Source organism: Nonomuraea sp. NPDC050022 (genome assembly GCF_044460705.1).
In the GTDB taxonomy this organism is placed as follows: domain Bacteria; phylum Actinomycetota; class Actinomycetes; order Streptosporangiales; family Streptosporangiaceae; genus Nonomuraea.
Genome location: NZ_JBITKE010000014.1, coordinates 199428 through 222236 on the forward strand (window position 1 = coordinate 199428; position 22809 = coordinate 222236).

At 71.0% G+C, this 22809-nt stretch carries 24 protein-coding genes; 14 read left to right on the plus strand and 10 right to left on the minus strand.

Annotated features, from left to right (window positions below; genetic code table 11):
- Positions 1–52: 52 nt before the first annotated feature.
- Together ACIBO2_RS46650 and ACIBO2_RS46655 are read right to left on the minus strand one after the other, a co-directional pair.
- Complete coding sequence (locus ACIBO2_RS46650) at positions 53–1123, minus strand: FUSC family protein (protein WP_358537746.1); 1071 nt, start codon at positions 1121–1123, stop codon at positions 53–55.
- Between the two features lie 16 nt (positions 1124–1139).
- Positions 1140–1823 carry an alpha/beta fold hydrolase gene (locus tag ACIBO2_RS46655; protein WP_358537749.1) on the minus strand — a complete coding sequence of 228 codons (684 nt, stop codon included), beginning with the start codon at positions 1821–1823 and terminating at the stop codon, positions 1140–1142.
- Positions 1824–1990: 167 nt separating this feature from the next.
- Here ACIBO2_RS46655 and ACIBO2_RS46660 point away from each other — a divergent pair, with 167 nt between their 5' ends.
- The 7 genes from ACIBO2_RS46660 (at position 1991) to ACIBO2_RS46690 (ending at position 8057) form a co-directional block, all read left to right on the plus strand.
- Positions 1991–3094, plus strand: a complete 1104-nt coding sequence (locus ACIBO2_RS46660) for a ring-opening amidohydrolase (protein ID WP_358537751.1) — start codon at positions 1991–1993, stop codon at positions 3092–3094.
- A gap of 11 nt (positions 3095–3105) precedes the next feature.
- Positions 3106–3633, plus strand: coding sequence for an SseB family protein (locus ACIBO2_RS46665; RefSeq protein ID WP_358537753.1), 528 nt, complete (start codon positions 3106–3108; stop codon positions 3631–3633).
- Between the two features lie 10 nt (positions 3634–3643).
- On the plus strand, positions 3644–4279 hold the full coding sequence (locus ACIBO2_RS46670; RefSeq protein ID WP_358537756.1) for an A24 family peptidase: 636 nt from the start codon (positions 3644–3646) through the stop codon (positions 4277–4279).
- Between the two features lie 43 nt (positions 4280–4322).
- Positions 4323–5504 (plus strand): chorismate synthase, encoded by a 1182-nt coding sequence (aroC, locus tag ACIBO2_RS46675; protein WP_357941294.1) that lies wholly within the window; start codon positions 4323–4325, stop codon positions 5502–5504.
- Entirely contained in the window at positions 5501–6001 is a 501-nt protein-coding gene (locus ACIBO2_RS46680) for a shikimate kinase (RefSeq protein WP_358537758.1), read from the plus strand. Before aroC ends, ACIBO2_RS46680 begins: the two co-directional genes overlap by 4 nt.
- Positions 5998–7074 (plus strand): 3-dehydroquinate synthase, encoded by a 1077-nt coding sequence (gene aroB / locus ACIBO2_RS46685; protein WP_397304363.1) that lies wholly within the window; start codon positions 5998–6000, stop codon positions 7072–7074. Before ACIBO2_RS46680 ends, aroB begins: the two co-directional genes overlap by 4 nt.
- 224 nt (positions 7075–7298) lie before the next feature.
- Complete coding sequence (locus tag ACIBO2_RS46690; protein WP_358537763.1) at positions 7299–8057, plus strand: SGNH/GDSL hydrolase family protein; 759 nt, start codon at positions 7299–7301, stop codon at positions 8055–8057.
- Between the two features lie 103 nt (positions 8058–8160).
- On the opposite strand, the gene ACIBO2_RS46695 is transcribed toward ACIBO2_RS46690, so the two are convergent.
- Complete coding sequence (locus tag ACIBO2_RS46695) at positions 8161–10131, minus strand: ATP-dependent DNA helicase (RefSeq protein ID WP_397304364.1); 1971 nt, start codon at positions 10129–10131, stop codon at positions 8161–8163.
- Positions 10132–10380: 249 nt separating this feature from the next.
- Here ACIBO2_RS46695 and ACIBO2_RS46700 point away from each other — a divergent pair, with 249 nt between their 5' ends.
- Both ACIBO2_RS46700 and ACIBO2_RS46705 read left to right on the plus strand, forming a co-directional pair.
- Positions 10381–11553: a hypothetical protein gene (locus ACIBO2_RS46700; RefSeq protein WP_358537767.1), complete on the plus strand. Its 1173-nt coding sequence runs from the start codon at positions 10381–10383 to the stop codon at positions 11551–11553.
- Positions 11554–11625: 72 nt separating this feature from the next.
- Entirely contained in the window at positions 11626–13206 is a 1581-nt protein-coding gene (locus ACIBO2_RS46705) for a Na+/H+ antiporter (RefSeq protein WP_358537770.1), read from the plus strand.
- 7 nt (positions 13207–13213) lie between these two features.
- On the opposite strand, the gene ACIBO2_RS46710 is transcribed toward ACIBO2_RS46705, so the two are convergent.
- Positions 13214–13471, minus strand: coding sequence for a UBP-type zinc finger domain-containing protein (locus ACIBO2_RS46710; RefSeq protein ID WP_358537772.1), 258 nt, complete (start codon positions 13469–13471; stop codon positions 13214–13216).
- A 95-nt stretch (positions 13472–13566) separates the two neighbouring features.
- On the opposite strand from ACIBO2_RS46710, the gene ACIBO2_RS46715 reads away from it, so the two are divergent.
- The 3 genes from ACIBO2_RS46715 to ACIBO2_RS46725 are packed head-to-tail and all read left to right on the plus strand — an operon-like array spanning position 13567 to position 14664.
- Positions 13567–13956: a hypothetical protein gene (locus tag ACIBO2_RS46715; protein WP_358537774.1), complete on the plus strand. Its 390-nt coding sequence runs from the start codon at positions 13567–13569 to the stop codon at positions 13954–13956.
- A 44-nt stretch (positions 13957–14000) separates the two neighbouring features.
- Positions 14001–14327, plus strand: coding sequence for a YidH family protein (locus ACIBO2_RS46720; RefSeq protein WP_225289460.1), 327 nt, complete (start codon positions 14001–14003; stop codon positions 14325–14327).
- A gap of 7 nt (positions 14328–14334) precedes the next feature.
- Positions 14335–14664: a DUF202 domain-containing protein gene (locus ACIBO2_RS46725; protein WP_397304365.1), complete on the plus strand. Its 330-nt coding sequence runs from the start codon at positions 14335–14337 to the stop codon at positions 14662–14664.
- Between the two features lie 11 nt (positions 14665–14675).
- On the opposite strand, the gene ACIBO2_RS46730 is transcribed toward ACIBO2_RS46725, so the two are convergent.
- A complete protein-coding gene (locus ACIBO2_RS46730) occupies positions 14676–15788 on the minus strand; it encodes a CapA family protein (RefSeq protein WP_358537779.1) in 1113 nt (370 codons plus the stop codon).
- Positions 15789–15870: 82 nt separating this feature from the next.
- Here ACIBO2_RS46730 and ACIBO2_RS46735 point away from each other — a divergent pair, with 82 nt between their 5' ends.
- Together ACIBO2_RS46735 and ACIBO2_RS46740 are read left to right on the plus strand one after the other, a co-directional pair.
- Positions 15871–16179 (plus strand): hypothetical protein, encoded by a 309-nt coding sequence (locus tag ACIBO2_RS46735; RefSeq protein ID WP_225289464.1) that lies wholly within the window; start codon positions 15871–15873, stop codon positions 16177–16179.
- A 159-nt stretch (positions 16180–16338) separates the two neighbouring features.
- Positions 16339–16725, plus strand: coding sequence for a hypothetical protein (locus ACIBO2_RS46740; RefSeq protein WP_358537781.1), 387 nt, complete (start codon positions 16339–16341; stop codon positions 16723–16725).
- 87 nt (positions 16726–16812) lie between these two features.
- Here the strand turns inward: ACIBO2_RS46740 and ACIBO2_RS46745 are convergent, their stop codons facing one another.
- The 5 genes from ACIBO2_RS46745 to ACIBO2_RS46765 all read right to left on the minus strand — a co-directional run bounded on the left by ACIBO2_RS46745 (position 16813) and on the right by ACIBO2_RS46765 (position 22784).
- On the minus strand, positions 16813–18654 hold the full coding sequence (locus ACIBO2_RS46745) for an ABC transporter ATP-binding protein (protein ID WP_358537784.1): 1842 nt from the start codon (positions 18652–18654) through the stop codon (positions 16813–16815).
- Positions 18651–20372, minus strand: coding sequence for an ABC transporter ATP-binding protein (locus ACIBO2_RS46750; protein WP_357941321.1), 1722 nt, complete (start codon positions 20370–20372; stop codon positions 18651–18653). Before ACIBO2_RS46750 ends, ACIBO2_RS46745 begins: the two co-directional genes overlap by 4 nt.
- A gap of 336 nt (positions 20373–20708) precedes the next feature.
- Positions 20709–21386, minus strand: a complete 678-nt coding sequence (locus ACIBO2_RS46755) for a response regulator (RefSeq protein WP_397304366.1) — start codon at positions 21384–21386, stop codon at positions 20709–20711.
- A 68-nt stretch (positions 21387–21454) separates the two neighbouring features.
- A complete protein-coding gene (locus tag ACIBO2_RS46760; RefSeq protein ID WP_358537788.1) occupies positions 21455–22582 on the minus strand; it encodes a histidine kinase in 1128 nt (375 codons plus the stop codon).
- Positions 22583–22610: 28 nt separating this feature from the next.
- Positions 22611–22784 (minus strand): hypothetical protein, encoded by a 174-nt coding sequence (locus ACIBO2_RS46765; protein WP_357941329.1) that lies wholly within the window; start codon positions 22782–22784, stop codon positions 22611–22613.
- Positions 22785–22809: the final 25 nt, after the last annotated feature.

Below are 22809 nucleotides of genomic sequence, written 5' to 3' on the forward strand. Positions count from 1 at the left end.
TAAGGTCACATTGCCCGTATTCGGGCGTGTCGGGACCGCGGTGGTCACCGCATCAGGGGACGTCCTCTTCGCCCGCGTCCAGGGGCGGGAGGGCGGCCATCGCCTGCTCGCGGTCGCCGCCGCTCGCCTGGAGCAGGTCCACCACGATCGACCGGTACTGAGCGACCATCACCCCGGCCGAGAACCCCCACCGCTCATCCGCCACCTGCCGCGAGGCCACCGCCAGGATCGCCTCGCGGGCCCGATCCGGCTCGTGCCCCAGGGCCAGCTCCTCCCGGAGCAGCTGGGTGGCGTCGGCCAGGTCGCGCAGCGCGACCGGCAGCCAGGCAGGCGGCGGGTTCTGCCCTCCGAGGGCCACGACGGCCCGCCTGGCCAGCACCCTGACGTTCCTGACCGCGTGATCGAGCGGTACGGCGGCCGTCTCGTACCCCTCCAGCCGGTGGCGGCTCTGCCAGTGCAGCGGTGAGATGGTGGCGATCTCCCAGCTGGTCCCCAGCGCCTGCCGGAAGGTGTCCACGCTCGCCTGCGTCCCCCGCGCGACCTCCAGCGCCTCGGTCGCCAGGCCGGGGTCGGTCCTCTCGATCGCCTCCGCGATCCGCCGGAGCGCGTCGCCCAGCGCCTCGAACATCCCCGACGCCTGCCTGGCCACGAGGGCGAACGGGCTGGCCGGCAGCAGAGCCATCGCGATGATCCCCATGACGCCGCCGACCAGCGCGTCGAGCATCCTGTTGACCCCGCCGACGCCCGACGGGGGCAGCAGGGTGGCGACGAGTACGGCCGAGGACCCGGCCTGCAGGACGATCAGGGAACCGCTGTCCAGGAGCACGCCCATGGCCATAGCCAGCGCCACCACGAGCGCGATCTGCCAGGCACCCGAGCCGATCCACGACACCAGCACGTCGCCGACGCCCACGCCGAGGCTGACCCCGACGACCATCTCGACCATCCGGCGCCGCCGCTGCCCCAGGCCCACGCCGATGCAGATGATCACCGCGATCGGCGCGAAGAACGGGCGAGGGTGCCCAAGGACGTCCTTGGCCACCAACCAGGCCAGCGCCGCCGCCACGGCGCACTGCCCGACCGTCGGCGCCATCAGGACCAGCCTGCTCAGCCGCCGTTTCACCTGCACGAACCCTCGCCTACCCAGCTTGCGGCGCTCCATCGGCCAGGAACTCGTCCACGGCCCGCAGGAACGCCGCCCGCGCGGAGACGTGGATGAGATGCCCGACCTCGATCGTGACCAGCTCGGCCCCCGGAATCCGCTCGGCCACCGCCTCGACGTCGAGATGGCTGGCCCCCGACAGGACCAGCGTCGGCGCGGTGATCGAGGCGAGCCCCTCGGCCCACGCCGGATCGGGCGCGAGGAACTGCCGCTCGGTCTCGTGCACCATCCGCCAGTCGAAGCCGGGGGACTCGCCCTCCTCCACGATCGGCGGGCGGTTCTTCATCGCGTACGGGGGCGCCGGATCCTCCAGGACCAGCCGCTCGACGCGATCGGGCCATGTCATGGCCATGAGATAGGCCACCGCCCCGCCCAGCGAGTGCCCCACCAGCGTCGCCCGCTCGAAGCCCAGTTCGTCCAGCAGCGCGACGACGTCGCGCGCCATGTCGGCCAGCGCGTACGCGCCCGGGTAGTCGCTGGCGCCGTGCCCCCGCAGGTCGATGGCGAAGACGTGATGGCGGGCGGCGAAGTGCTGGGTGATGCCGTTCCAGTCGTTGTGGTCGGCGGTTCGCCCGTGGATGAGCACCAGCGGGGGAGCGGCGGGGTCGCCCTCCTCCCGATAGACGAGCTTGATCCCGTTTACGTGTGCTTCGCGAATCACACGGTGACCCTATCCCCGAGGCCGGCCGCCACGTTGGGCAGACATTGCCGGTGAGAGCCCGTTCGGCTGGTGGATAGCGTGTTCTGCGTGCCGCCTGGGTAGGTCTGGGAGTCGCGCGTGTTCGCCGCCGAACCGTCGAATCGCTGAATCGTCGAATAGGGGTTGTGATGCCGGATCCGATAGAAGTGCGCAAGGTGCCGATCGAGAGCGTGACGGACGCCTCCGGCCTGGCGCGGCTGATCGACGACGGGGTGATCGAGGCACACCGGGTGCTCGCGGTGATCGGTAAGACCGAGGGCAACGGGGGCGTGAACGACTACACCCGGATCCTGGCCGACCGGGCCTTCCGTGAGGTGCTGGCGGCCAAGGGGCATCCGGCGCCGGAGACCGTACCCCTGGTGTGGTCCGGAGGGACGGACGGCGTGCTCAGCCCGCACGCCACCGTGTTCGCCACCACCGACCCGGCTGGCGCGCCCCGATCGGATGAGCCGCGCGTGTCGGTCGGCGTGGCAATGAGCGACGTGATCCTCCCGGAGGACATCGGCCGCCCGGCGATGGTGGAGAAGGTCGCGGCCGGGGTGCGCGAGGCGATGAAGATCGCGGGCATCGACGACCCGCGCGACGTCCACTACGTGCAGACCAAGACGCCCCTGCTCACCCTGGCCACCATCACCGACGCCAAGAGCCGCGGCCAGGACACCGCCATCGAGGAGACCGGCCCCTCCATGGACCTGTCCAACTCCACCACGGCACTCGGCATCGCCGTCGCCCTCGGCGAGATCGAACCGCCGCGGGCCGATCAGATCCACAAGGACCTGTCCCTGTACTCCTCGGTGGCCTCGTGCTCGTCCGGGGTCGAACTGGACCGGGCGCAGATCGTGCTGGTGGGCAACGTACGGGGGATCGGCGGGCGCTACCGGATCGGCCACGGCGTGATGCGGGACGCCCTGGACGCCGACGGCATCTGGGACGCGATCCGCGACTCCGGCCTCGCGCTCCCCGAGCGGCCGCACCACACCGACCTCGGCGACCGCCTGGTGAACGTCTTCATGAAGTGCGAGGCCGACCCGTCCGGCCGGGTCCGGGGGCGGCGCAACATCATGCTCGACGACTCCGACGTGCACTGGCACCGCCAGATCAAGGCCACGGTGGGGGGAGTGGCGGCGGCGGTCACGGGCGATCCGGCGGTGTTCGTCTCGGTCGCCGCCGTCCATCAGGGCCCGTCGGGCGGCGGTCCGGTCGCCGCCATCGCCGACCTGGGAGAAGGGTAGTCTCGGGCGTTGTGCCCAGCATTCCCCAGCCACTCGATCCCGGCGACGACGGCACGGCCGCGCCCGCCGTGGCCGCCGCCCTGGCCTCCTACGAGCGAGGCGAGGCGGACGCCACCGAGGTGCTCAACGCCCTGACCGGCGCCCGGCTGCTCGTCCCCGTGGTCGCCCTGCTGACCGAGTCCGAGGTGGGCGAACACGGGCTGCGCCAGGAAAAGGAGAGCGAGATGGCGCTCCCCAAGCTCGTCGGCAAGGACGGCAGGCAGGCGGTGCCGGCGTTCACCGGCGCCGAGTCCCTGGCCAGATGGCGCCCCGACGCCCGGCCGATCCAGGCCGGCCTGCTCCAGGTCTGCCGGGCCGCCGCCGGTGAGCGGGTCGCGGCGGTCGTGGTGGACGTGGCGGGGCCGGTGCCGTTCGTGATCCAGGGCGACGTGCTGGAAGCGCTCGCGGCCGTCGAGTCCGGCACGCTCGACGAAGTCTCCGGCGTGACCGTGGCCCACGTAGAGCCGATACGCAAGCGCCGCTGGTTCTCCAGGAAGTAGTCTCGGCGGAGTGGTGGCACTCGTCGCGCTCCTCGGACTGATCGTCGGCCGCTACGTCAGGACGCTCGCCGGCTGCTTCGTACCGAACCCCCCGGACACCCGCGAGGAGGCCCACGCCGCCCTGGACGCCGTGCTGCGCACGGTGCCCGTGCCGGGCGGGCCGCCCACCGTCGAGGTGGCCACCGCCGCCGTCGCCGCCCTCGTCGCCTGGCGCGCGGGCCTGCCGTACGTCTACTTCGCCCTGGCCGGTACGGCCCTGGCACTCATCGACTGGCGGACCACGAGGCTGCCCGACGTGATCACGCTGCCGTCGTACCCGATCCTGGCGCTGACCCTGCTGCCCACCGGAGAGCTGCCCAGGGCGCTGCTGGGCGCGCTGGCGCTGGCCGCCGCGTACGCCGTGCTCTGGTTCGCCCGCCCGGAGGCGATGGGACTGGGCGACGTCAAGCTCGCCGGGCTGATCGGCATGGCGGCCGCGGCGATGAGCTGGCAAGCCTGGGTCGTCGCGGCCGTCGGCGGCCAGCTGTTAGGTGCCCTCTACGCCATCGTCCTGCTCCTCACCAGACGCGCCACTCGTGACACACAGTTCCCTTTCGGCCCGTTCATGCTGCTCGGCGCCTTCACGGCACTCTGTCTCGGCCAGTGAACACCGGACATCCCACTAGGCGGCACGTGGAAGACTTGTACGCATGTTGCGCTGGTTGACCGCCGGAGAGTCCCACGGCCCCGAGCTCGTAGCCGTCATGGAAGGCCTGCCGGCCGGGGTCGAGGTGACCACGGCCGCCATAGACGAGGCCCTGCGCCGCCGCCGGCTCGGCTATGGCCGCGGCGCCCGGATGAAGTTCGAGCAGGACCAGGTGACGATCGCCGGCGGCGTCCGGCACGGCCGCACGATGGGCAGCCCGATCGCCGTCCGCATCGGCAACACCGAGTGGCCCAAGTGGGAGAAGGTCATGTCGGCCGACCCGGTCGACCCGGCCGAGCTCGACGGCCTGGCCAGGAACGCCCCCAGGTCGCGCCCCAGACCGGGCCACGCCGACCTGGCCGGGATGCAGAAATACGGCTTCGACGACGCCCGCCAGGTCCTCGACCGGGCCAGTGCCCGCGAGACCGCGGCCCGCGTCGCGCTCGGCGAGGTCGCCAGGCGCTTCCTGAAGCAGGCGCTCGGCGTCGACATCGTCAGCCACGTCACCTCCATCGGCGGCGCCCAGACGCCCACCGAAAACCTGCCGGGCCCCAACGACCTGGCGCGCATCGACGCCGACCCCGTCAGGTGCGCCGACCCCGAGGGCAGCGCCGCGATGGTCGCCGTCATCGACCAGGCGCACAAGGAGGGCGACACCCTCGGCGGCGTCGTCGAGGTGCTCGCCTACGGCCTGCCGCCCGGCCTGGGCAGCTACACCCACTGGGACCGCCGCCTCGACTCCCGGCTGGCCGGGGCGCTCATGGGAATCCAGGCCATCAAGGGCGTGGCGGTCGGCGACGGCTTCGAGACCGCGCGCCGGCCCGGCTCGCGCGCCCACGACGAGATCGAATACACCGCGGCCGACGGCGTCAAGCGCATCACCAACCGCGCGGGCGGCGTCGAGGGCGGCATGACCAACGGCGAGATCCTGCGGGTCAGCGCCGCGATGAAGCCCATCTCCACCGTCCCGCGGGCGCTGGCCACGATCGACGTCAAGACCGGCGAGGCGGCCAAGGCGCACCACGAGCGCTCCGACGTCTGCGCGGTCCCGGCCGCGGGCATCGTCGCCGAGGCGATGGTCGCGCTGGTGCTGGCCGACGCGGCGCTCGAGAAGTTCGGAGGCGACTCCGTCGAGGAGGTCGCCCGCAACCTGTCCGGCTACCTGTCATCGATGGTGATCAAATGATCAAGGCCGTGCTGATCGGCCCCCCGGGGTCCGGCAAGACCACCCTCGGCCGCCTGCTCGCCGGCCTGCTCGGCGTCTCCTTCCGCGACACCGACGCCGACGTCGAGGCCACCGCGGGCAAGCCCGTCGCCGACATCTTCATCGAGGAAGGCGAGGCCCGCTTCCGCGAGCTCGAACTGCTGGCCGTACGCAAGGCGCTCGCCGAGCACGACGGCGTGCTGGCCCTGGGCGGCGGGGCGGTGCTCAACGAGGAGGCGCAGGAGCTCCTGGCCGGCCAGCCGGTCGTCTACCTCCAGGTCGGCCTGTCCGACGCGGTCCAGCGGGTGGGCCTGGCCTCGGCCCGGCCGCTGCTCGTGCTCAGCCCGCGCAGCCAGCTGAAGAAGCTCATGGAGGAGCGCCGCCCGATCTACGAGCGGCTCGCCGTCCTGACGGTCGTGACCGACAAGCGCGAGCCCGCCGAGCTGGCCGAAGAGATCATGAAGGGGCTCCCGTCATGAGCGCGACCAGGATCGCCGTGCGCGGCGACAGCCCCTACGAGGTGGTGATCGGCACCGGCGTGCTGCCGGAGCTGGCCGGGCTGTTCAAGCCGGGCGTACGCACGGTCGCGGTCATCCACCCGGCGGGCCTGCCCGAGATCTCCCGACCGGTCTGCGAGGCGCTGTCCGGCGCCGGATACGACGTGGTGGAGCTGCCCGTGCCCGACGGTGAGGCGGCCAAGTCGATCGAGGTGGCCGCCGAGCTGTGGTCCGCCCTGGGCCGCTACGGCGTGACCCGCTCCGACGCCGTCGTGGGCGTCGGCGGGGGAGCCACCACCGACCTGGCCGGGTTCATCGCCGCCACCTGGCTGCGCGGCGTCCAGGTGGTGCTGGTGCCGACGACGCTGCTGGCCATGGTCGACGCGGCGGTCGGCGGCAAGAACGGCATCGACACCCCTGAGGGCAAGAACCTCGTCGGCACCTTCCTGCCTCCGGCGGGCGTGCTGTGCGAGCTGAGCACGCTGTCGAGCATGCCGCGCGCCGACTACGCGGCCGGGCTCGCCGAGATCATCAAGGGCGGCTTCATCGCCGACCCCACCATCCTCATGCTGATCGAGGACGACCCCGGCGCCGCCGCCACGCCCGAGGGGCCGCACACCCGCGAGCTGATCGAGCGGAAGATCCAGATCAAGGCCGACGTCGTCGGCGCCGACCTGCGCGAGGCCGGGCTGCGCGAGATCCTCAACTACGGCCACACGCTCGGCCACGCGATCGAGCGGGCCGAGCACTACTCCATGCGCCACGGCGAGGCCATCGCCATCGGCATGGTGTTCGCCGCCGAGCTGTCCAGGCTCGACGGGCGCATCGGGATCGACCTGGTCGAGCGCACCCGGACCATCCTCACCTCGGTCGGCCTGCCCACGACCTACCGGGCCGACGCGTGGCCGCAACTGCGCGACCACATGCGGCTGGACAAGAAGAACCGGGGCGCCAAGCAGCGCTTCGTCGTGCTCGACGGGCTGGCGAAGCCGGGACGGCTGGAAGGGCCGTCCGAGGAGCTCCTGGAGGCCGCCTACCGGGCGGTCGGCCGGTGACGCTGCGGCAGCCGGCGTCCCGGGCGGTCAGCCGGTGAGGCTGCGGCAGCCGGCCGCGTCCCGGGCCGCGGAGCCGACGCCTTTCCCCCGATCGCCGTTCCTTAACCGTCTTCCGCTCGATTACTTTGCACGCGTGTCGGGGTGGCGGTGGGCGTGGCGGCGGGGTTCGCACTACAGTCAGATGTCCTGACGCACCACGGCACGGCGGAGATGAACAGCAGGTCATGAGGCAATATCGCTCTTTCGTCGCTCTTGGTGACAGCTTTACCGAAGGTCTCAACGACCCCGGCACCAACGGCCACTACCGTGGCTGGGCCGACAGGGTGGCCGAGCGGCTGGCGGCCGACGACCCGTCCTTCCGCTACGCGAACCTGGCCGTGCGCGGCAGGCTGCTCGAGCAGATCGTCACCGAGCAGGTGCCGATCGCCGTCGAGATGGCGCCCGACCTCGTCAGCCTGTGCGCGGGCGGCAACGACCTGCTACGGCCGGGCAGCGACCCCGACGTGATGGCCAAGCGGCTCGCCCGCGCCGTGCGCGACCTGCGGGCCACCGGCGCCGACGTGCTGCTGTTCACCGGCGTCGACCCGCGCGACACACCGGTGATGCGGCGGCTGCGCGGCCGCTTCGCGATCTTCTATCTGCACGTACGCTCCATCGCCGACCTGTACGGGTGCCGGCTCGTCGACCAGTGGTCCATGCAGGGGCTGCGGGACTGGCGGGCGTGGAGCGAGGACCGGCTGCACATGAACCAGGACGGGCACCGGCTGGTGGCCGCCCGGGTCCTCGACGTGCTGGGCGTGCCGTTCGACGACTGGCACAAGGTGTGGCCCGAGCGCGTCCTCGACCCGCGCGCCCGGCGTCGCGAGGACGCGCAGTGGATCCGCGAGCACCTGGTGCCGTGGGTGACTCGCCGCCTGCGCGGCGCCTCCTCGGGCGACGGCCTCGACCCGAAACGCCCCGACCTCGCCCCCTGGGTCCACTGAGACCTCGCCCCCTGGTCCACTGACGAGGCCAGCCCAGCCCTCTGACCAGCCCAGCCCTCTGACCGGCACGGCTCTCAAAGACCCCTGCCGGGCAGGCGGCGGGTCAGTCTTCCGTGGACAGGCGCTTGAGGGCTGCTCGGGGGATCGCCGGGTCCGTGGTGCGCCAGAACGGCGGCAGGGAGCCCAGCAGGAAGCCGCTGTAGCGGGCGGTGGCCAGACGCGGGTCGAGGACGGCGATGACGCCCTTGTCGTGCTGGGCGCGCAGCAGCCGCCCGGTGCCCTGGGCGAGCAGCAGGGCGGCGTGCGTGGCGGCGACCGTCATGAAGCCGTTGCCGCCCTTGGCCGCCACGTGCCGTTGCCGGGCCGAGGTGAGCGGGTCGTCGGGGCGCGGGAACGGGACCCGGTCGATGATGACCAGCCGCAGCGACGGGCCGGGGACGTCGACGCCCTGCCACAGCGACAGCGTGCCGAACAGGCAGGTCGCCTCGTCCTCAGCGAACTGCTTGACCAGCAGCATCGTGGAGTCGTCGCCCTGGCACAGCAGTGGCACGTCGAGCCGGTCGCGCAGCGCCTCGGTGGCGGCCTTGGCGGCCCGCATGGAGGAGAACAGGCCGAGCGTGCGCCCGCCCGCCGCCTCGATCAGCTCGGCGATCTCGTCGAGGTAGGCCTGCGGCAGCCCGTCACGGCCCGGCTGTGGCAGGTGCTTGGCCACGTACAGGATGCCCGCCCGTGGATGGTCGAACGGCGAGCCGACGTCGATGCCCTGCCAGCCCTTGTCGCCCAGCCCCCACTGGCGGGCCAGGCCGTCGAAGGTGCCGCCGAGCGCCAGCGTGGCCGAGGTGAGGACCACGGTGCGGTCGCCGAAGAGCCGGTCGCGCAGCATGCCGCCCACGTTGAGCGGGGCCACCCGCAGCGCGGGCGGGCGCCGGTCGGTGGCGCCCTCCAGCCACACCACCTCGGCCCGGTCCTCCTCCGAGGCGTGGCCGTAGGCCTCGAGCATGCGCACCGCCGTGTCGTGCACCTCGTCGAGCGCGGTGAAGGCGGCCTTGCGCTGTCCGGCTCTGTCGGGATCGTCCTTGTCGCCGCCGCGCGGGCCGAGCGCGGAGACACAGCGCGCCGAGGCGTCGCGTACCAGCGCCAGCGTGAGCCCGAGCACTTCGGGCAGCTCGTCGACGCGTCCGGGGGGAGCGGCGGCCAGCAGCGCCTTGAGGTCTTCGGCCGCCTCCATGAGCTGGTCGGCGATGGGTTGCTCGATGAGCCGGCCGACGCGGCGCACGGCGAGCGCGGCCGAGCTCTCCGACAGCTCGGAGGTCACCACCGAGGTCACCCGGTCGACGAGTTCGTGGGCCTCGTCGACGACCACCATGGCGTGCTCGGGCAGCACCGGGATGTCGCCCATCGCGTCGATCGCCAGCAGCGCGTGGTTGGTGACGACCACGTCGACCTCGCCGGCCCGGCTCCTGGCCAGCTCGGCGAAGCACTCGGCGCCGCTGGGGCAGCGCGTGGCGCCCAGGCACTCCTGGGCGCTGACCGAGAACTGCCGCCACGCCTGCTCGTTGACCCCGGGCACCAGCTCGTCGCGGTCGCCCGTCTCGGTCTCCTCGGCCCACTCCTGGATGCGCTGGACCATCCGGCCCGTCGCGCCGACCTCGCGGGGGTCGAAGAGCTGGTCCTGCTCGTCGTCCTCGGGCCAGCCCGCCGTCGCCTTGTAGCGGCACAGGTAGTTGCGCCGGCCCTTGAGGATCGCGAACGTCGGCTCGTGCGGCAGCTCCTTGCCGAGCGCCTCGGCCAGCCGTGGCAGGTCGCGGTCCACGAGCTGCCGCTGGAGGGCGATCGTGGCCGTGGAGATGACCACCGGCTTGTCGGCCTCCATGGCGTGCCTGATCGAGGGCACCAGGTAGGCGAGCGACTTTCCGGTGCCGGTGCCGGCCTGGACCGCCAGATGTTCCTCTTCTTCGATGGCCCGTTGGACGGCCTGCACCATCGTGATCTGGCCCCGCCGTTCGCTCCCTCCGAGAGCGCTGACCGCGATGCTGAGCAGTTCTTCGGCTGAGGGAAGATGGGAGTCCGGCACGGCAGTAAACGGTACCTGCAATCGGGGGTCGACGCGCCGAACGCCGTGTGATCGTGCAGACGCATCCCGGCGTTCTGGGACGTCCACAGCGGCTCGCGTGGCACACTGAACGATCGGAACTCCAACTGGCCCAAAAGACCTACCTGGAAGTGGCCAGTGGGGTATGAGGTCAGATGGGGAGAGCCGGTTCAGTAGGGTTTACCGGGGTTGAGTGGACGGATAAAGGCTGGTTAAAGCAGTATGTCTGCCATGTCGGAAGTTGTCCCGTTGCCGTCGTTCGGCGAAGTGTTCTTCGATGCTCGAGGTCAGGAGCGGTGTCTCCGGGTCACGTGGCATGAGGGCACCCTGGTGCTCAGCCTGTGGCGAGGTGAGATGTGCACCGCCAGCTTCCGCATGCCGATGGACGATGTCGGCCGGTTGCTCGACACCCTCGATGACGGGTTCGCCGAGGCCACGGGCGAGCAGCCCGCCGTGCCCGCGCACGACCCGGGCACCGAGGTGATCCCCGGCACCGGCCAATACCAACGGCCGCACCAGAGCTCTCCACCGCCGCCGCACGAGGACCGGCCCACCGCCGCTCTGTCCCCCAACGACGTCCTGGTGGCCAGGGGCGCCCCGCCGCCTCAGGACAAGCTGGTCGCCTCCTACGGCGAGACGACCGCGCCGGCGCCGCGCGAGCCTCTTGGCCAGCAGTACGGCCAGCAGGGCTCCTACGGCGCGCAGCAGTACGGCCAGCCGAATCCCCGCGAGCCGTTCACCGGCCCCCAGTACACCGAGCCCGAGCCGCCCGAGCCCTTCACCGGCCCGCAGTACGCGGTCCCCGCCGCCCCGGACCCCTACAGCGGCGCCCCCCAGTACACCGGCGACCCCTTCAGCGGCCCCCAGCAGCCCCAGCAGTACGCGCAGCCGGCGCCGGCCCAGGACCCCGGCGAGCCCGTCTACCAGATGCCCGGAAGCCGCCGCAGGCAGGCGCCCAACACCGACCCGCTCGGCTTCCCCTCCCAGTCGGCCCCGCCGAACCGGCCGCAGCCCGAGCCCTTCGCCCAGCAGCAGCAGCCACACGACCCCTATGGCCAGCGCGGATACCCGCAGCAATCGCCGCAGCAGCCGGACCCGGCCGGTCTCGGCACCCCGATGCACGGCATCCCGGGCGCGGGCCGGCCCCGGGAGCCCATCACCTACGCCAAGCGCGAGGCGTACCCGCCGACGCAGGTGCCCTACCCCTCCACCGACGGCTTCCCCGCCTACCAGACCCCGCCCAACCCGGTCGACCCGCTGTTCTCGATGGGCCAGCAGCAGGGCACGCCGTACCAGACGGACCTGTCCCGGCCCTACGTGGGCGACCCGATGTTCTCCACCGGTGAGCGGCTCCGCCCCGACCAGGAGTACGACGACGACAGGGATCACCGCAGGGAGTGGTGAGCCCGAGGCGGGCGGCCCATCTCATGAGCGGTACGCTGCCTTCGCGTGCCCGTGCCGAGGTGGAGGAGCGCCGTGAACCCCACGATGGGCCTGCAACTGCTGCTGGTGGCGGCAGGGGCGGTCGCGGTCGCCGCCGTCGCCCGGCGCAAGGGCTGGCCGGCGCCGCTGCTGCTGGTGGCCGCCGGCCTGCTGGTCTCGCCGCTGGTGCCCGCCGTGCCGCTGGACCCGCAGCTGGTGCTGTTCGTGTTCCTGCCGCCGCTGCTCTACTCGGCCGCGCTCGACAGCTCCTATCTGCGCCTGCGTGACGTCAAGCGGGCCGTGGCGCTGCTGTCGGTCGGGCTGGTGCTGTTCACGACGGCCGTCGTCGGGCTGGTCGTCCACCTGCTGCTGCCCGATCTGCCGCTGGCGGCGGCGTTCGCGCTGGGCGCCATCATCGCGCCGCCCGACGCCGTGGCCGCCGTCGCGGTCGGCCGCCGGCTCGGGCTGCCGCGCCGGGCGCTGACGATCCTCATCGGCGAGAGCCTGTTCAACGACGCGACCGCGCTGACCCTCTACCGCGTGGCGATCGGCGCCGCCGTGGGCGGCACGGTGGACCTGCTCGAAGGGGTCGGCGAGTTCCTCTACTCGGCGGCGGCCGGGGTGGCGATCGGGCTCGCGCTGGCGTTCCTGTTCTCCTGGGTGTTCCGGCACACCCGCGACTCCCTGGTCGAGAACACGCTGATGCTGCTGATCCCGTTCGCCGCCTACCTGGCGGCCGAGTCGGTGCACGCCTCGGGCGTCATCGCAGTGGTGATCGTCGGGCTCTATCTCGGCAACCAGATGCACCAGCGGGGGTTCGGCACCCGGCTGGTGTCCGACGCGGTGTGGAAGGTGACCGACTTCTTCCTGGAGGCGATCGTCTTCGCGCTGATCGGCCTGCAGCTGGTCACGGTGATCAAGGGCATCGGCGGCTACGGCGCCTGGGAGGTGGCGCTCTACGCGGTCGTGGTGTTCCTGGTGACCGTACTGTCGAGGTTCGTGTGGATGTTCCCCGTCACGTACCTGACGTGGCTGTTCACCGGGAGGCGCAGGGGCGAACCGCACCCCGCGCCCGCGCCGACCGTGATCATCAGCTGGGCGGGCATGCGCGGGGTCGTCTCGCTGGCCGCCGCCTTCGCCATTCCGGTCGGCATGCCCGACCGCGACATCCTGCTCTTCCTCACCTTCACCACCGTGATAGGCACGCTGCTCGTGCAGGGCACGACGTTCCCCGCGCTGATCAGGCGGCTGCGCGTGTCGAGCGAGCAGGAGCAGTATGAGGACAGGCTGGCCGAGGCCGCGGCGCAGCAGGCCGCGCTCGCCGCGGGCACCGAGGTGCTCGACGGGCTGATCGAGGCCGAAGGCGAGCCCGACGAGATCCAGAAGCAGGTCATCGACCAGCTCAGGGAGAAGTCGTGGCGGCGCTCGCTGACCGCGTGGGAGCGTCTGGGCGGCGGCACCGCGCAGGGCGGCGCGGAGACGCCCAGCACGCTCTATCGCCGGCTGCGCCGGGAGATGCTGCAGGCCGAGCGCGAGACGTTCGTCCGGCTACGCGACGAACGCCGCCTCGACGACGAGGTGCTGCGCGAGGTGATGGCCGAGCTCGACTTCGAGGAGGCCATCCTGGAGCGTTAGGCCCGCCTCAGGCCATCGCGTTGTCGACGAAGCACCACTTCCAGCTCTCGCCCGGCTCGTACGACTGCATCACCGGGTGCGAGGTGGCGTGGAAGTGCTTGGTGGCGTGCTTGTTGGGTGAGGAGTCGCAGCACCCGATATGACCGCACTCCAGGCAGCGGCGCAGGTGCACCCACCGGCCACCCGCCGCCAGGCACTCCTCGCAGCCCTCGGGCGTGCGCGGGGCCGGGTCCTCCGCTTGGGAAATATGCTCACACGTTGCCATAGGTGAAATCCTAGAGCTTCCGCGACACGGCAATTAGCTCGCACCCCTCCGGCTTGGTCCCGCCGGGGCGTGAACCCGTTGGGTAGGTTCGGAGTATGCGTCGCCTCAAAAGTCAGTTCGTGCCCCTTGCCGCCTTCACCATGTTCGTCTTCGCCGCGGGCTGCGGTGAGGTCAACAACACCATCGACAAGGCCCAGTCCTGCCTGGAGGCCCCCAAGATCGTCACCGAGCTGGGCGCCAAGCTCACCGAACTGAAGGACGACCCGAAGGCCATGGAGAAGGCCCTCGACGACAGCGCCGCCAAGCTCAACGAGGTGGCCGACAAGGCCGCCAACACCACGCTCAAGCAGGCCTCCGACGACCTGGCCAAGACACTGAGCGGCATCAACGTCAACAACGTCAACGACGCCGTCGACGCGGTCCAGAAGGTCGGCTCCGAGACCGCCGCCTACCTGGAGAAGGTCGCCAAGGCCTGCGGCGGCTAACCCGGCTTCTCTAGGGGGAATGTGTGCCAATTAGCGTCGTTCGTATGGAGCCTGACCCGCGTTTCACGCTCGCGAACGAGCGTACATTCCTCACATGGCTGAGCACCGCGCTGGCACTCAGCGCCGGGGGCGTCGCCATGGCGGCGCTCCCCGACCACCTGTTCGTCCCCTGGGTGCGCACCGCCCTGGCCGTGGTCCTGGTCTCGCTCTCCGCGCTGGCGGCGGGCATGGCCTATCCGCGCTGGCGCAACATCCAGCGCGCGCTGCGCGAGCGCGCGCCGCTGCCACCGCCCGCCCTCGCCGCCGTCTTCGGCTACGGCGTGGCGGCGGTGGCGGTGATCGCCCTGGTGGTCATCGTGATGGGCGCCTGATCCGCCGATGTCCGAGGAGATCTGGGACCCCGGGCTGCAGAGCGAGCGGACCCGCCTGGCCTGGGTACGCACCGCCGTGGCCCTGTCGTCGGGCGGTCTCGGCGCGATGGGCCTGTCCGCGCGGCACGGGCTGCCCCTCGCCGTCGTCGTCACGTTCGTACCGGCCGCGCTCTGCGGCGCCGCGCTGCTGCTCAGGACCAGGACACGGTTCCGCCGCGTACAGGAGGCGCTGCACGGCGGCCGGCCCGTCGACGCCGGGCTGGACGCGCTGTTCGCCTGGCTCGGCACGCTCAGCGTGGTGGCCGGAGCGCTCGCGTTCGTCCTGGCCCTCGCCTAGCTGGTACGCATTCAGTCCGCCACCAAGGTGAGCATGCCGCCGGGCTCGCCGCGGATCCGTCCCCCGAAACCGCGGCCGGCCCTGTCGAGGGTCACGCGCAGCCACTCGGCGTCGTCGGGTGCGGCGTGGCGGAGCCGTATGTGCCGGATCCGCAGGGGTGCCATGCGCAGGGCGGCCAGCCGTCCGGAGCCCGGATCGAGCGAGGCGAGATAGAGCAACCGCAGGTCGCCGCGGTATTCCTCGTACCCGCCGATCCCCTCGTAGTCGTCGATCATGTCGCCGCAGCCGTGCAGAATCAGGTGGCCGCGGTAGATCTCGATCGGGCGCGGATGGTGCGAGGAGTGCCCGTGCACCACGTCGACGCCGCCTTCGATGAGTGCGTGCGCGAATTCGATCTGCTCCCGGGAGACCCAATACCCCCAGTTGGAGCCCCAGTGGATGGAGGCCACCGCGATATCCCCGGGCCGTTTTGCCCGCCGTACCCGTTCGGTGATGTCGGCCGCGGCGGCCGGCGACGGCTCCGGCACGAAGTCGACGCCGGAGCGGTCCGGGGCCGCCGCCCAGTCCGGTGGCACACCACTGGACGGCATGCCGAACGAGAACACCAGCACGCGCCGCCCTCCCGGCACGGGCACGGCCACCGGACGGCGCGCCTGGTCCAGGTCCCTGCCCGCCCCGGCGGTGGCGAGCCTGGCCGCGGCCAGCGTGTCGAGCGTTTCGGCGAGCCCGTCGCGTCCGAAGTCCAGCAGGTGGTTGTTGGCCAGTACGCAGACGTCCGGCCGCGCCACGGCCAGACACGGGAGGTTGTCGGGGTTCATGCGGTAGTGGAGGGCTTTGTCCGGAGCGTACGCGCCGCTCGTGGTCACCGTCGTCTCCAGGTTCACCACCCGGACGGCCCGCGCGTGCGCGTCCAGGATCGACAGCGCGTCACCCCAGGGCCAGGAGAAGCCGACGGGGCGCGGAATCGGTCCGTTGACCGCCTCGGCGAGCTCGACGTAGACGCGCGCGTCGTCGATGTGCGGCTCGCGCAGGGCGGGATCACCGGGATGCGGCAGGACCTGATCCACACCTCGGCCGAGCATGACGTCGCCACAGAGGCACAGGGTCACCAGGTCAGCGCCCATGCCTCCATGGTATGGCGGCTGTCATCGGGGGCGGTTGCAAGTTCGCGACAAATAGGACGACACTCGAAGGAGGGGGTGACTCATGGAAGAAGAGCTCAAGATCCTGCCATTCGAGTGCCGCGGGTGCTGGCATGTGTGGGAAGAGGAATACCTCGTCAGGCGCTTCGACGATCGTCACGGCAACGAGCGCGAGATCTGGTTGCGCTCCGGTGTGCCGGTCCCACCGCCTTCGTCGGGCGCCATCTGTCCCAACTGCGGCTGCCAGCAGGCGACCATGTTCCCGGAGGGTTATCTCAGCCGGCATCCAGAGCTGAGGCCACCGGCCGAGCCTGTTACGCCCGACGCGACACCGCTCCTCAGTCCGGTCCAGAGACGGGTTTACCCTCTCTAACCTGACAGTAGGTGAGCATTTCATAGCCCTGAGTGTCATAGTGCCGTCTTGCCGGGTGGCAGGACGAGGCGGACACTCTAATCGGATGGCGGCACGTGACCGGGGGTGGTCCTGGTGCGGGATGGGTTCAATACCCAGGAGACATGGCCTTTCGAGTGCATGCGCTGTTTACATGTCTGGGAAGAGGAGTACGTCGTCAGGCACCTCATGGACGACTACGGCAACGAGGTCACGATCTGGCTGCGCGCCGGCGTGACCGTGCAACCGCCCTGGTCAGGTATGTCCTGTCCGGGCTGCGGGGCATACCACGTCACGTCGTTCCCGACGGGATACCTGTCACGACACCCCGAGCTGGTGCCGGTGCCGGTGCCTGAGCCCGTGGCGGAGGCGCCTGCCGTGGTCGCCGGGTCCGTGGCGGCGAGGCGGGTGCCCATGGCACGGGCACCCCTCCCCGGACGGCTTCTGCTGGCGGTGGGCCTGCCCGTGGCGTTGTTCGTCGGCTACGAGCTGTACGAGAACATGACGCGCGTGGTGCACCCGCACTGAGGTGACGACAGAGCAGCGGGGTGCACCCGTGCTGACAACAGCGGGGTGCACCCGCGCTGATGTCAGCGGGGTGCACCCGCGCTGACGTCAGCTGCTGAGGCTGTCCAGCCAGGCCTGGTGCAGGCCGGCGAAGCGGCCGGAGGCGGCGATGAGGCGGTCCGGTGGGCCGTCCTCGACGATCTCGCCACTCTCCATGACCAGCACCCGGTCGGCGATCTCCACGGTCGACAGCCGGTGCGCGATGATCAGCGCCGTGCGGTCGGCCAGGATCGTGCGCAGCGCCCGCTGCACCAGCCGCTCGCTCGGTACGTCGAGGCTGGAGGTCGCCTCGTCGAGGATGAGCACCGCCGGATCGGCCAGGAACGCCCTGGCGAAGGCCACCAGCTGACGCTGACCGGCCGACATGCGCCCGCCCCGCTTGCCCACCTCGGTGTCGTAGCCGTTGGGCAGCGCGGAGATGAACTCGTGCGCGCCGATCGCCTTGGCGGCCTCGCGTACCTCACGGTCGGACGCGCCGGGGCGGCCGAACCGGATGTTGTCGGCGACCGTACCGCTGAACAGGAAGTTCTCCTGCGTCACCATGACCACGGCCTTGCGCAGCGTGGGCTCGTCGAGCGTACGCAGATCGACGCCGTCGAGCAGGACGCGGCCCGCGGTCGGGTCGTAGAAGCGGGAGATCAACTTGGCCAGCGTCGTCTTGCCCGCGCCCGTCGAGCCGACCAGCGCGACGCTCTGCCCCGCCGGAATCGTCAGGTCCAGCCCCGGTAGGATCGGCCGGTCCTCGACGTAGGCGAACCTGACGCCCTCGAACCTGACCTTGCCACGGGCCTTGGGCAGCGCCGCCGGCTCGCGCGGCTCAGGTACGGCCGGCTCCTCCTCCAGCACACCCGACAGCTTCTCCAGGGCGGCGCCCGCCGACTGGAGGGTGTTGTAGAACTGGCTGATCTCCTGCATCGGCTCGTAGAACTGGCGCAGGTAGAGCAGGAACGCCGCGAGTACACCGACCGTGACCTCGCCGTGCAGCGCCAGCCAGCCGCCGTAGACCAGCACGACCGCCACGGTCACGTTGCCGATCAGCTTGATGCCCGGCATGAACACCGCGATGAGGTGCATGCTGCTGGCGTTGGCGCCACGGTAGTCGTCGTTGAGCTGCTTGAAGATCTCCTGGTTGCGCGGCTCCCGGCGGAAGGCCTGCACGGCGCGGATGCCGGTCATCGACTCCACGAAGTGCACGATGACCAGCGCCACCGTCTCCCGGGTACGCCGGTAGACGATCGCCGACTGGCGCCGGAACCACCGGGTGAACAGCAGCAGCAACGGCAGCGGGATCAGCGCCACCAGGCCCAGGTGGACGTCGAGCACCAGCAGCAGCGCGGCCGTGCCGAACATGGTGAGCACGGCGGTGACCAGGCCGTCGAAGCCGGACTGCAGCAGTTCGGCGATGGCGTCGATGTCGGAGGTGAGCCGGGAGATGACGCGGCCGGAGGTGTACTTCTCGTGGAAGCTCAGCGACAGCCGCTGGAAGTGGTCGAAGACCCGCCTGCGCAGCTCCAGCAGGATGTTCTGGCCGATGCGGCCCGCCATCTGCAGGAACACCTGCCGGGTGAGGGCCTGCGTCACCGCCGCCGCCAGGATGACGCCGACGACGGTCAGCAGCGTGCCGGGGCCGGTGCCCTTGAGCATCGGCGGGATGCCCGCGTCGATGCCCACCTTCACCAGGTAGGGGATCGCCAGGCCCGCCAGGTTGGACACGACGATGATCGTGGTGAGCAGCGCCATCGCCTTGCGGTGCGGCGTGAGCAGGTCGCCGAGCAGCCTGCGGGAGCGCTCCCGCAGTAACACCGTCACCGTCTCGGACAGGTCGTCCTGGTTCTCGGAGGCGACGCCCCGCCAGTCGGCCGCGCTCGACGTCGTCGTGGTGGTGGTCATCGCAGGGCTCCTTCCGAGGGGTCGAAGTCGGCGTCCTGGGCGAGCAGCTCGCGGTATTCGGGCACCTCGTCCAGCAGGTCGTGGTGCCGTCCGACGTGCGTGATCGTGCCGTCTCTCAGCAGCGCCACCTTGTCGGCCAGCAGGACCGTGGAGGCTCGGTGGGCGACCACGATGCCGGTCGCCTCACGCAGCACGTGGCGCAGCGCCTCCTCCACCAGTGCCTCGGTCTCGACGTCGAGCGCGGACAGCGTGTCGTCGAGGACCAGGATCCGTGGCCTGCTCAGCACGGCCCGCGCCAGGGCGAGGCGCTGGCGCTGGCCACCGGACAGGGACATGCCCTGCTCGCCGATCCGGGTGTCGAGGCCCCACGGCAGGTCGTACACGAACATGGCCTGGGCGGTGCGGATGGCCTCGTCGAGCTCCTCCTCGGTGGCGTCCTGGCGGCCGAGCGTGAGGTTCTCGCGCACGCTCATCGAGAACAGCGTCGGCTCCTCGAACGCCGTGGCCACCACCTCGCGCAGCGCGGGCAGCGACAGGTCGCGTACGTCGTGGCCGTCGATCGTCACCCGGCCGGCGGTGGGGTCGATGAGCCGGGGTACGAGCGAGGTCATCGTCGTCTTGCCCGAGCCGGTGGCGCCGACGATGGCCACCGTCTCGCCCGGGCGTACCTCGAGCCACACATCACGCAGCACCGGCTGGTCGGAGTCGGGGAAGCGGAACTCCACCCCCTCGAAGCGCAGATGCCCGCGCGGCCGCTCGATCGACCCGGAACCGCCCTCGATGGCCGGAACCGTGTCCATGACCTCCATGACCCGGTCGGCGGAGGTCATCGCCTCCTGGGCCATCGCCAGGATGTAGCCGAGGCTGGCGACCGGCCAGACCAGCTGCAGCATCAGCGTGGTGAAGGCGACCAGTGTGCCCAGCGTCAGCGAGCCGCCGCCCACGGCCAGCGCGCCGAGCAGCAGGACTAAGGCGAGGGTGAAGTTGGGGATCACCTCGAGGAAGGTGAAGAAGCGGGCCGACAGCCGCACCTTGTCCATCGAGGTGCCGTAGACCTTGCGCGCCGAGTCGTCGAACTGGTCGAACACGTGGTGACGGCGGCCGAACGCCTTGATCGTCCGGATGCCGATCGCCGACTCCTCGACGACCGTGGCGAGGTCTCCCTGCTCGTCCTGCACCTGGCGGGAGATCCTGATGTACTTTTTCTCGAAGCTCAGCGACACCAGGATGATCGGCACCGCCGACGCGGCCACCAGCAGCCCGAGCGGCCAGTACATGTTCAGCAGCAGCACCGTCACGGTGGTCAGCTGCAGGATGTTCATGACCAGGAAGAGCATGCCGAAGCCGAGGAAGCGGCGGATCGTCGACAGGTCGGTGGTGGCCCGCGACAGCAGCTGGCCCGACTGCCAGTCGCCGTGGAAGCCCATCGGCAGGCGCTGCAGGTGCGCGTAGAGGTCGTCGCGGATCTGGGTCTCCAGCCCGAGGACCGGGCCGGTCTGCGTCCAGCGCCTGAAGAAGATCAGGAACGCTTCGAGCACGCCCACGCCCAGGGCGACGAGGCCGAGGGGGAGCAGGGCGCCGGAGTCGCCGTGGAGCACGGGACCGTCGACGACCTCCTTGCCGACGAGAGGCAGGGCGATGCTCGCCCCGATGCCGATGATCGCTGCCAGCCAGATGAAGACCAATCTGGTGACATAGGGGCGGAGATAGGGCTTCATCCGCCACAGGGCATTGGAGGAGAGTGAGGTGAAGATGGGCAGGGGACGGCGAGGAGAACGCGTATCGGGAGGCATCCCATCCAGGCTAATACGTTGGATCAACCGATTTTCTGCCGCCCACCGCCTGCTCCCTGCGGCCAAAGCGGAACAGTTTTGCATCCGCCCAGCCCATTGAGTGCCCTGGTCCGAGACCCGTGGGGTGATATATCCGGATGCGGCGCGAGCCGCCGATGAAGTTGACTGCCCCGCATGAAAACTTCGGGGAGCGACTACGCGGGCGAGACGGATCTGCGGGCGATGGAAGGAGCACGTGGGCGGCTCTGGTTGCGCGCCCGCTCAGCCCGTTAACCCGTGGCGGGTCGCGTAGTGGGTGGCCTCGACGCGGTTGCGGACGCCGATCTTGGTGAACGCGTTGTTGATGTGCGTCTTGACCGTGGCCTCGCCGATGAACAACGCCTCGGCGATCTCCGGGTTGCTCAGGCCGCTCGCGATCAGGGCCAGCACTTCTGCCTCGCGGGCGGTCAGGCCGTCGGGCAGTTGCCGGGCTTTGGGGCGCGGCGCGCGGTGCATCGCCTCCACCAGCCGGTCCGAGACCTTGGCGGCGAAAGTCGACTGGCCCGCGACGGCCGAGCGCAGCGCCGCCGCGATCTCGGCGCGGCCCGCGTCCTTGGTCAGGTAGCCGCGCGCGCCCGCCCGGAGCGCGCCGGCGATCGACTCGTCGTCGGTGTAGGTGGTGAGCACGATGACCGCTATGCCGGGATGCTCGCCGACGATGCGGCCGGTCGCCTCGACGCCGTCCATCACGGGCATCCTCAGGTCCATCAGTACGACGTCCGCGGGGTGGGCGCCGTCCGTGCCGTTCGCGATGGTTGCGGCGTTGGCGGCCAGCAGGTCGAGGGCCTGGCGGCCGTCTCCGGCCGTACCCAGGACCTCAATGTCCTCGACCAGGCCGAGCAGGGCGGCCAAGCCCTCGCGCATGACTTGCTGGTCGTCCACCACGACCACTCTGATCACTTTCGTACCTCCACAACCGACCGCCCCCGCGTTCGCCGCGCTGATCGTTCCCGGGTCTGCCGCACCGCTCACTCCGGCACTTCCGCGGTCACCTGCCAGGTCCCCTCTTCGTAGCCGGAGTCGAGTGTGCCGCCGGCCAGCGCGAGCCGTTCGCGCATGCCCGTCAGTCCGAACCCGCCCTTCGCCGGGACTTCGGCGGGCAGCGGGTTGCGTACCCGCAATCGCACCACATCGGCGGTGAAGTCGAGCGTCATCGACACGGGCGCGTCCGGCGCGTGCCTGGCCGCGTTCGTCAGCGCCTCCCGCGCGGTCCCGACCAGCGAGACGGTGGCCGCCGACGACAGGCCGCGGGGGATCCCACCAGCGCGGAAGTCCACCGGCGACCGGTGGTCGCGCCGGTGCGCCTCGGCCAGCGTGGCGAGCGCGTCGGCCAGTGAGGGGTTGTCCTGGCGCAGCGCGGCCACCGCGGCGCGGGCCTCCGCCAGGCCGTCCGCGGCCAGCCCGCGCGAGCGCCGCACCGTCGCCAGCGCGCCGGTCACGTCGTTCTTCTCCGCGAGCAGGGCCTCGGCCAGCTCCAACTGCACACCCAGCGCGCCCAGCGAGTGCGCGAGCACGTCATGGATCTCGCGGGCGATCCTGGTGCGCTCGTCCAGCGCGGCGGCTCGCGCCTGCTCCGCCTGCGCGAGCCGGGTCTGCTCCAGGAGCCGTTCGGCCTGCTCGCGCCGTACGACGTGCTGTCGGTGATTGACGCCGACCAGCGTGATCGCCAGCAGCACCAGCGCCTGCCCGAACGCGCCGACGGGTGTTTCCCCGGAGATCGGCCAGGTCAGTACGGCCAGCGCCATCGTGCCCGCGCCGACGCCCACGATGGCGGCCACGGACGGGGTGGCGAGCGCGGCGAACCGGCCGAGGATGATCGCCGTGAGGAGCAGCGCCGTACTGTCCTCGGCCGCCCCGAGCGCCACGGCGGGCAGCAGCGTCGCCGCGCCCAGCAGCCCGGCCGTGAGCCGGGGCCGCGACCGGTCGAGCGCCACGAACAGCAGCCAGCACGCGGCGCTGACCCCGTACAGCGCCCAGATCCACAGCGCGCTCTCCCGCGCGGTGACCAGGGTGATGATGACGAACAGCGTGCCGAACACCTGCACCACCAGCCAGCCCGGCGCGATGGTGTCCGGCAGCGACCGCTTCTGTTCCATGCGCTTGATTCCACCAGGTACGGGCTGGTCAGCGCAGGCGGGTGATGAGCTCGATGAGAAGAAGCCGGTAGGCGATGAACCCCACCAGCACCACACCGGCCACCACCGCGATCCCGACCCACGTCTTGCCGTGCATCTTGCCTCCCTTGAGCGACTCCTGCGCTTTGTCGGCTGCGAACCTGAGCAGTTCGTTTCTGTCCATGACCGCGAAACTACGGATCGGGGCG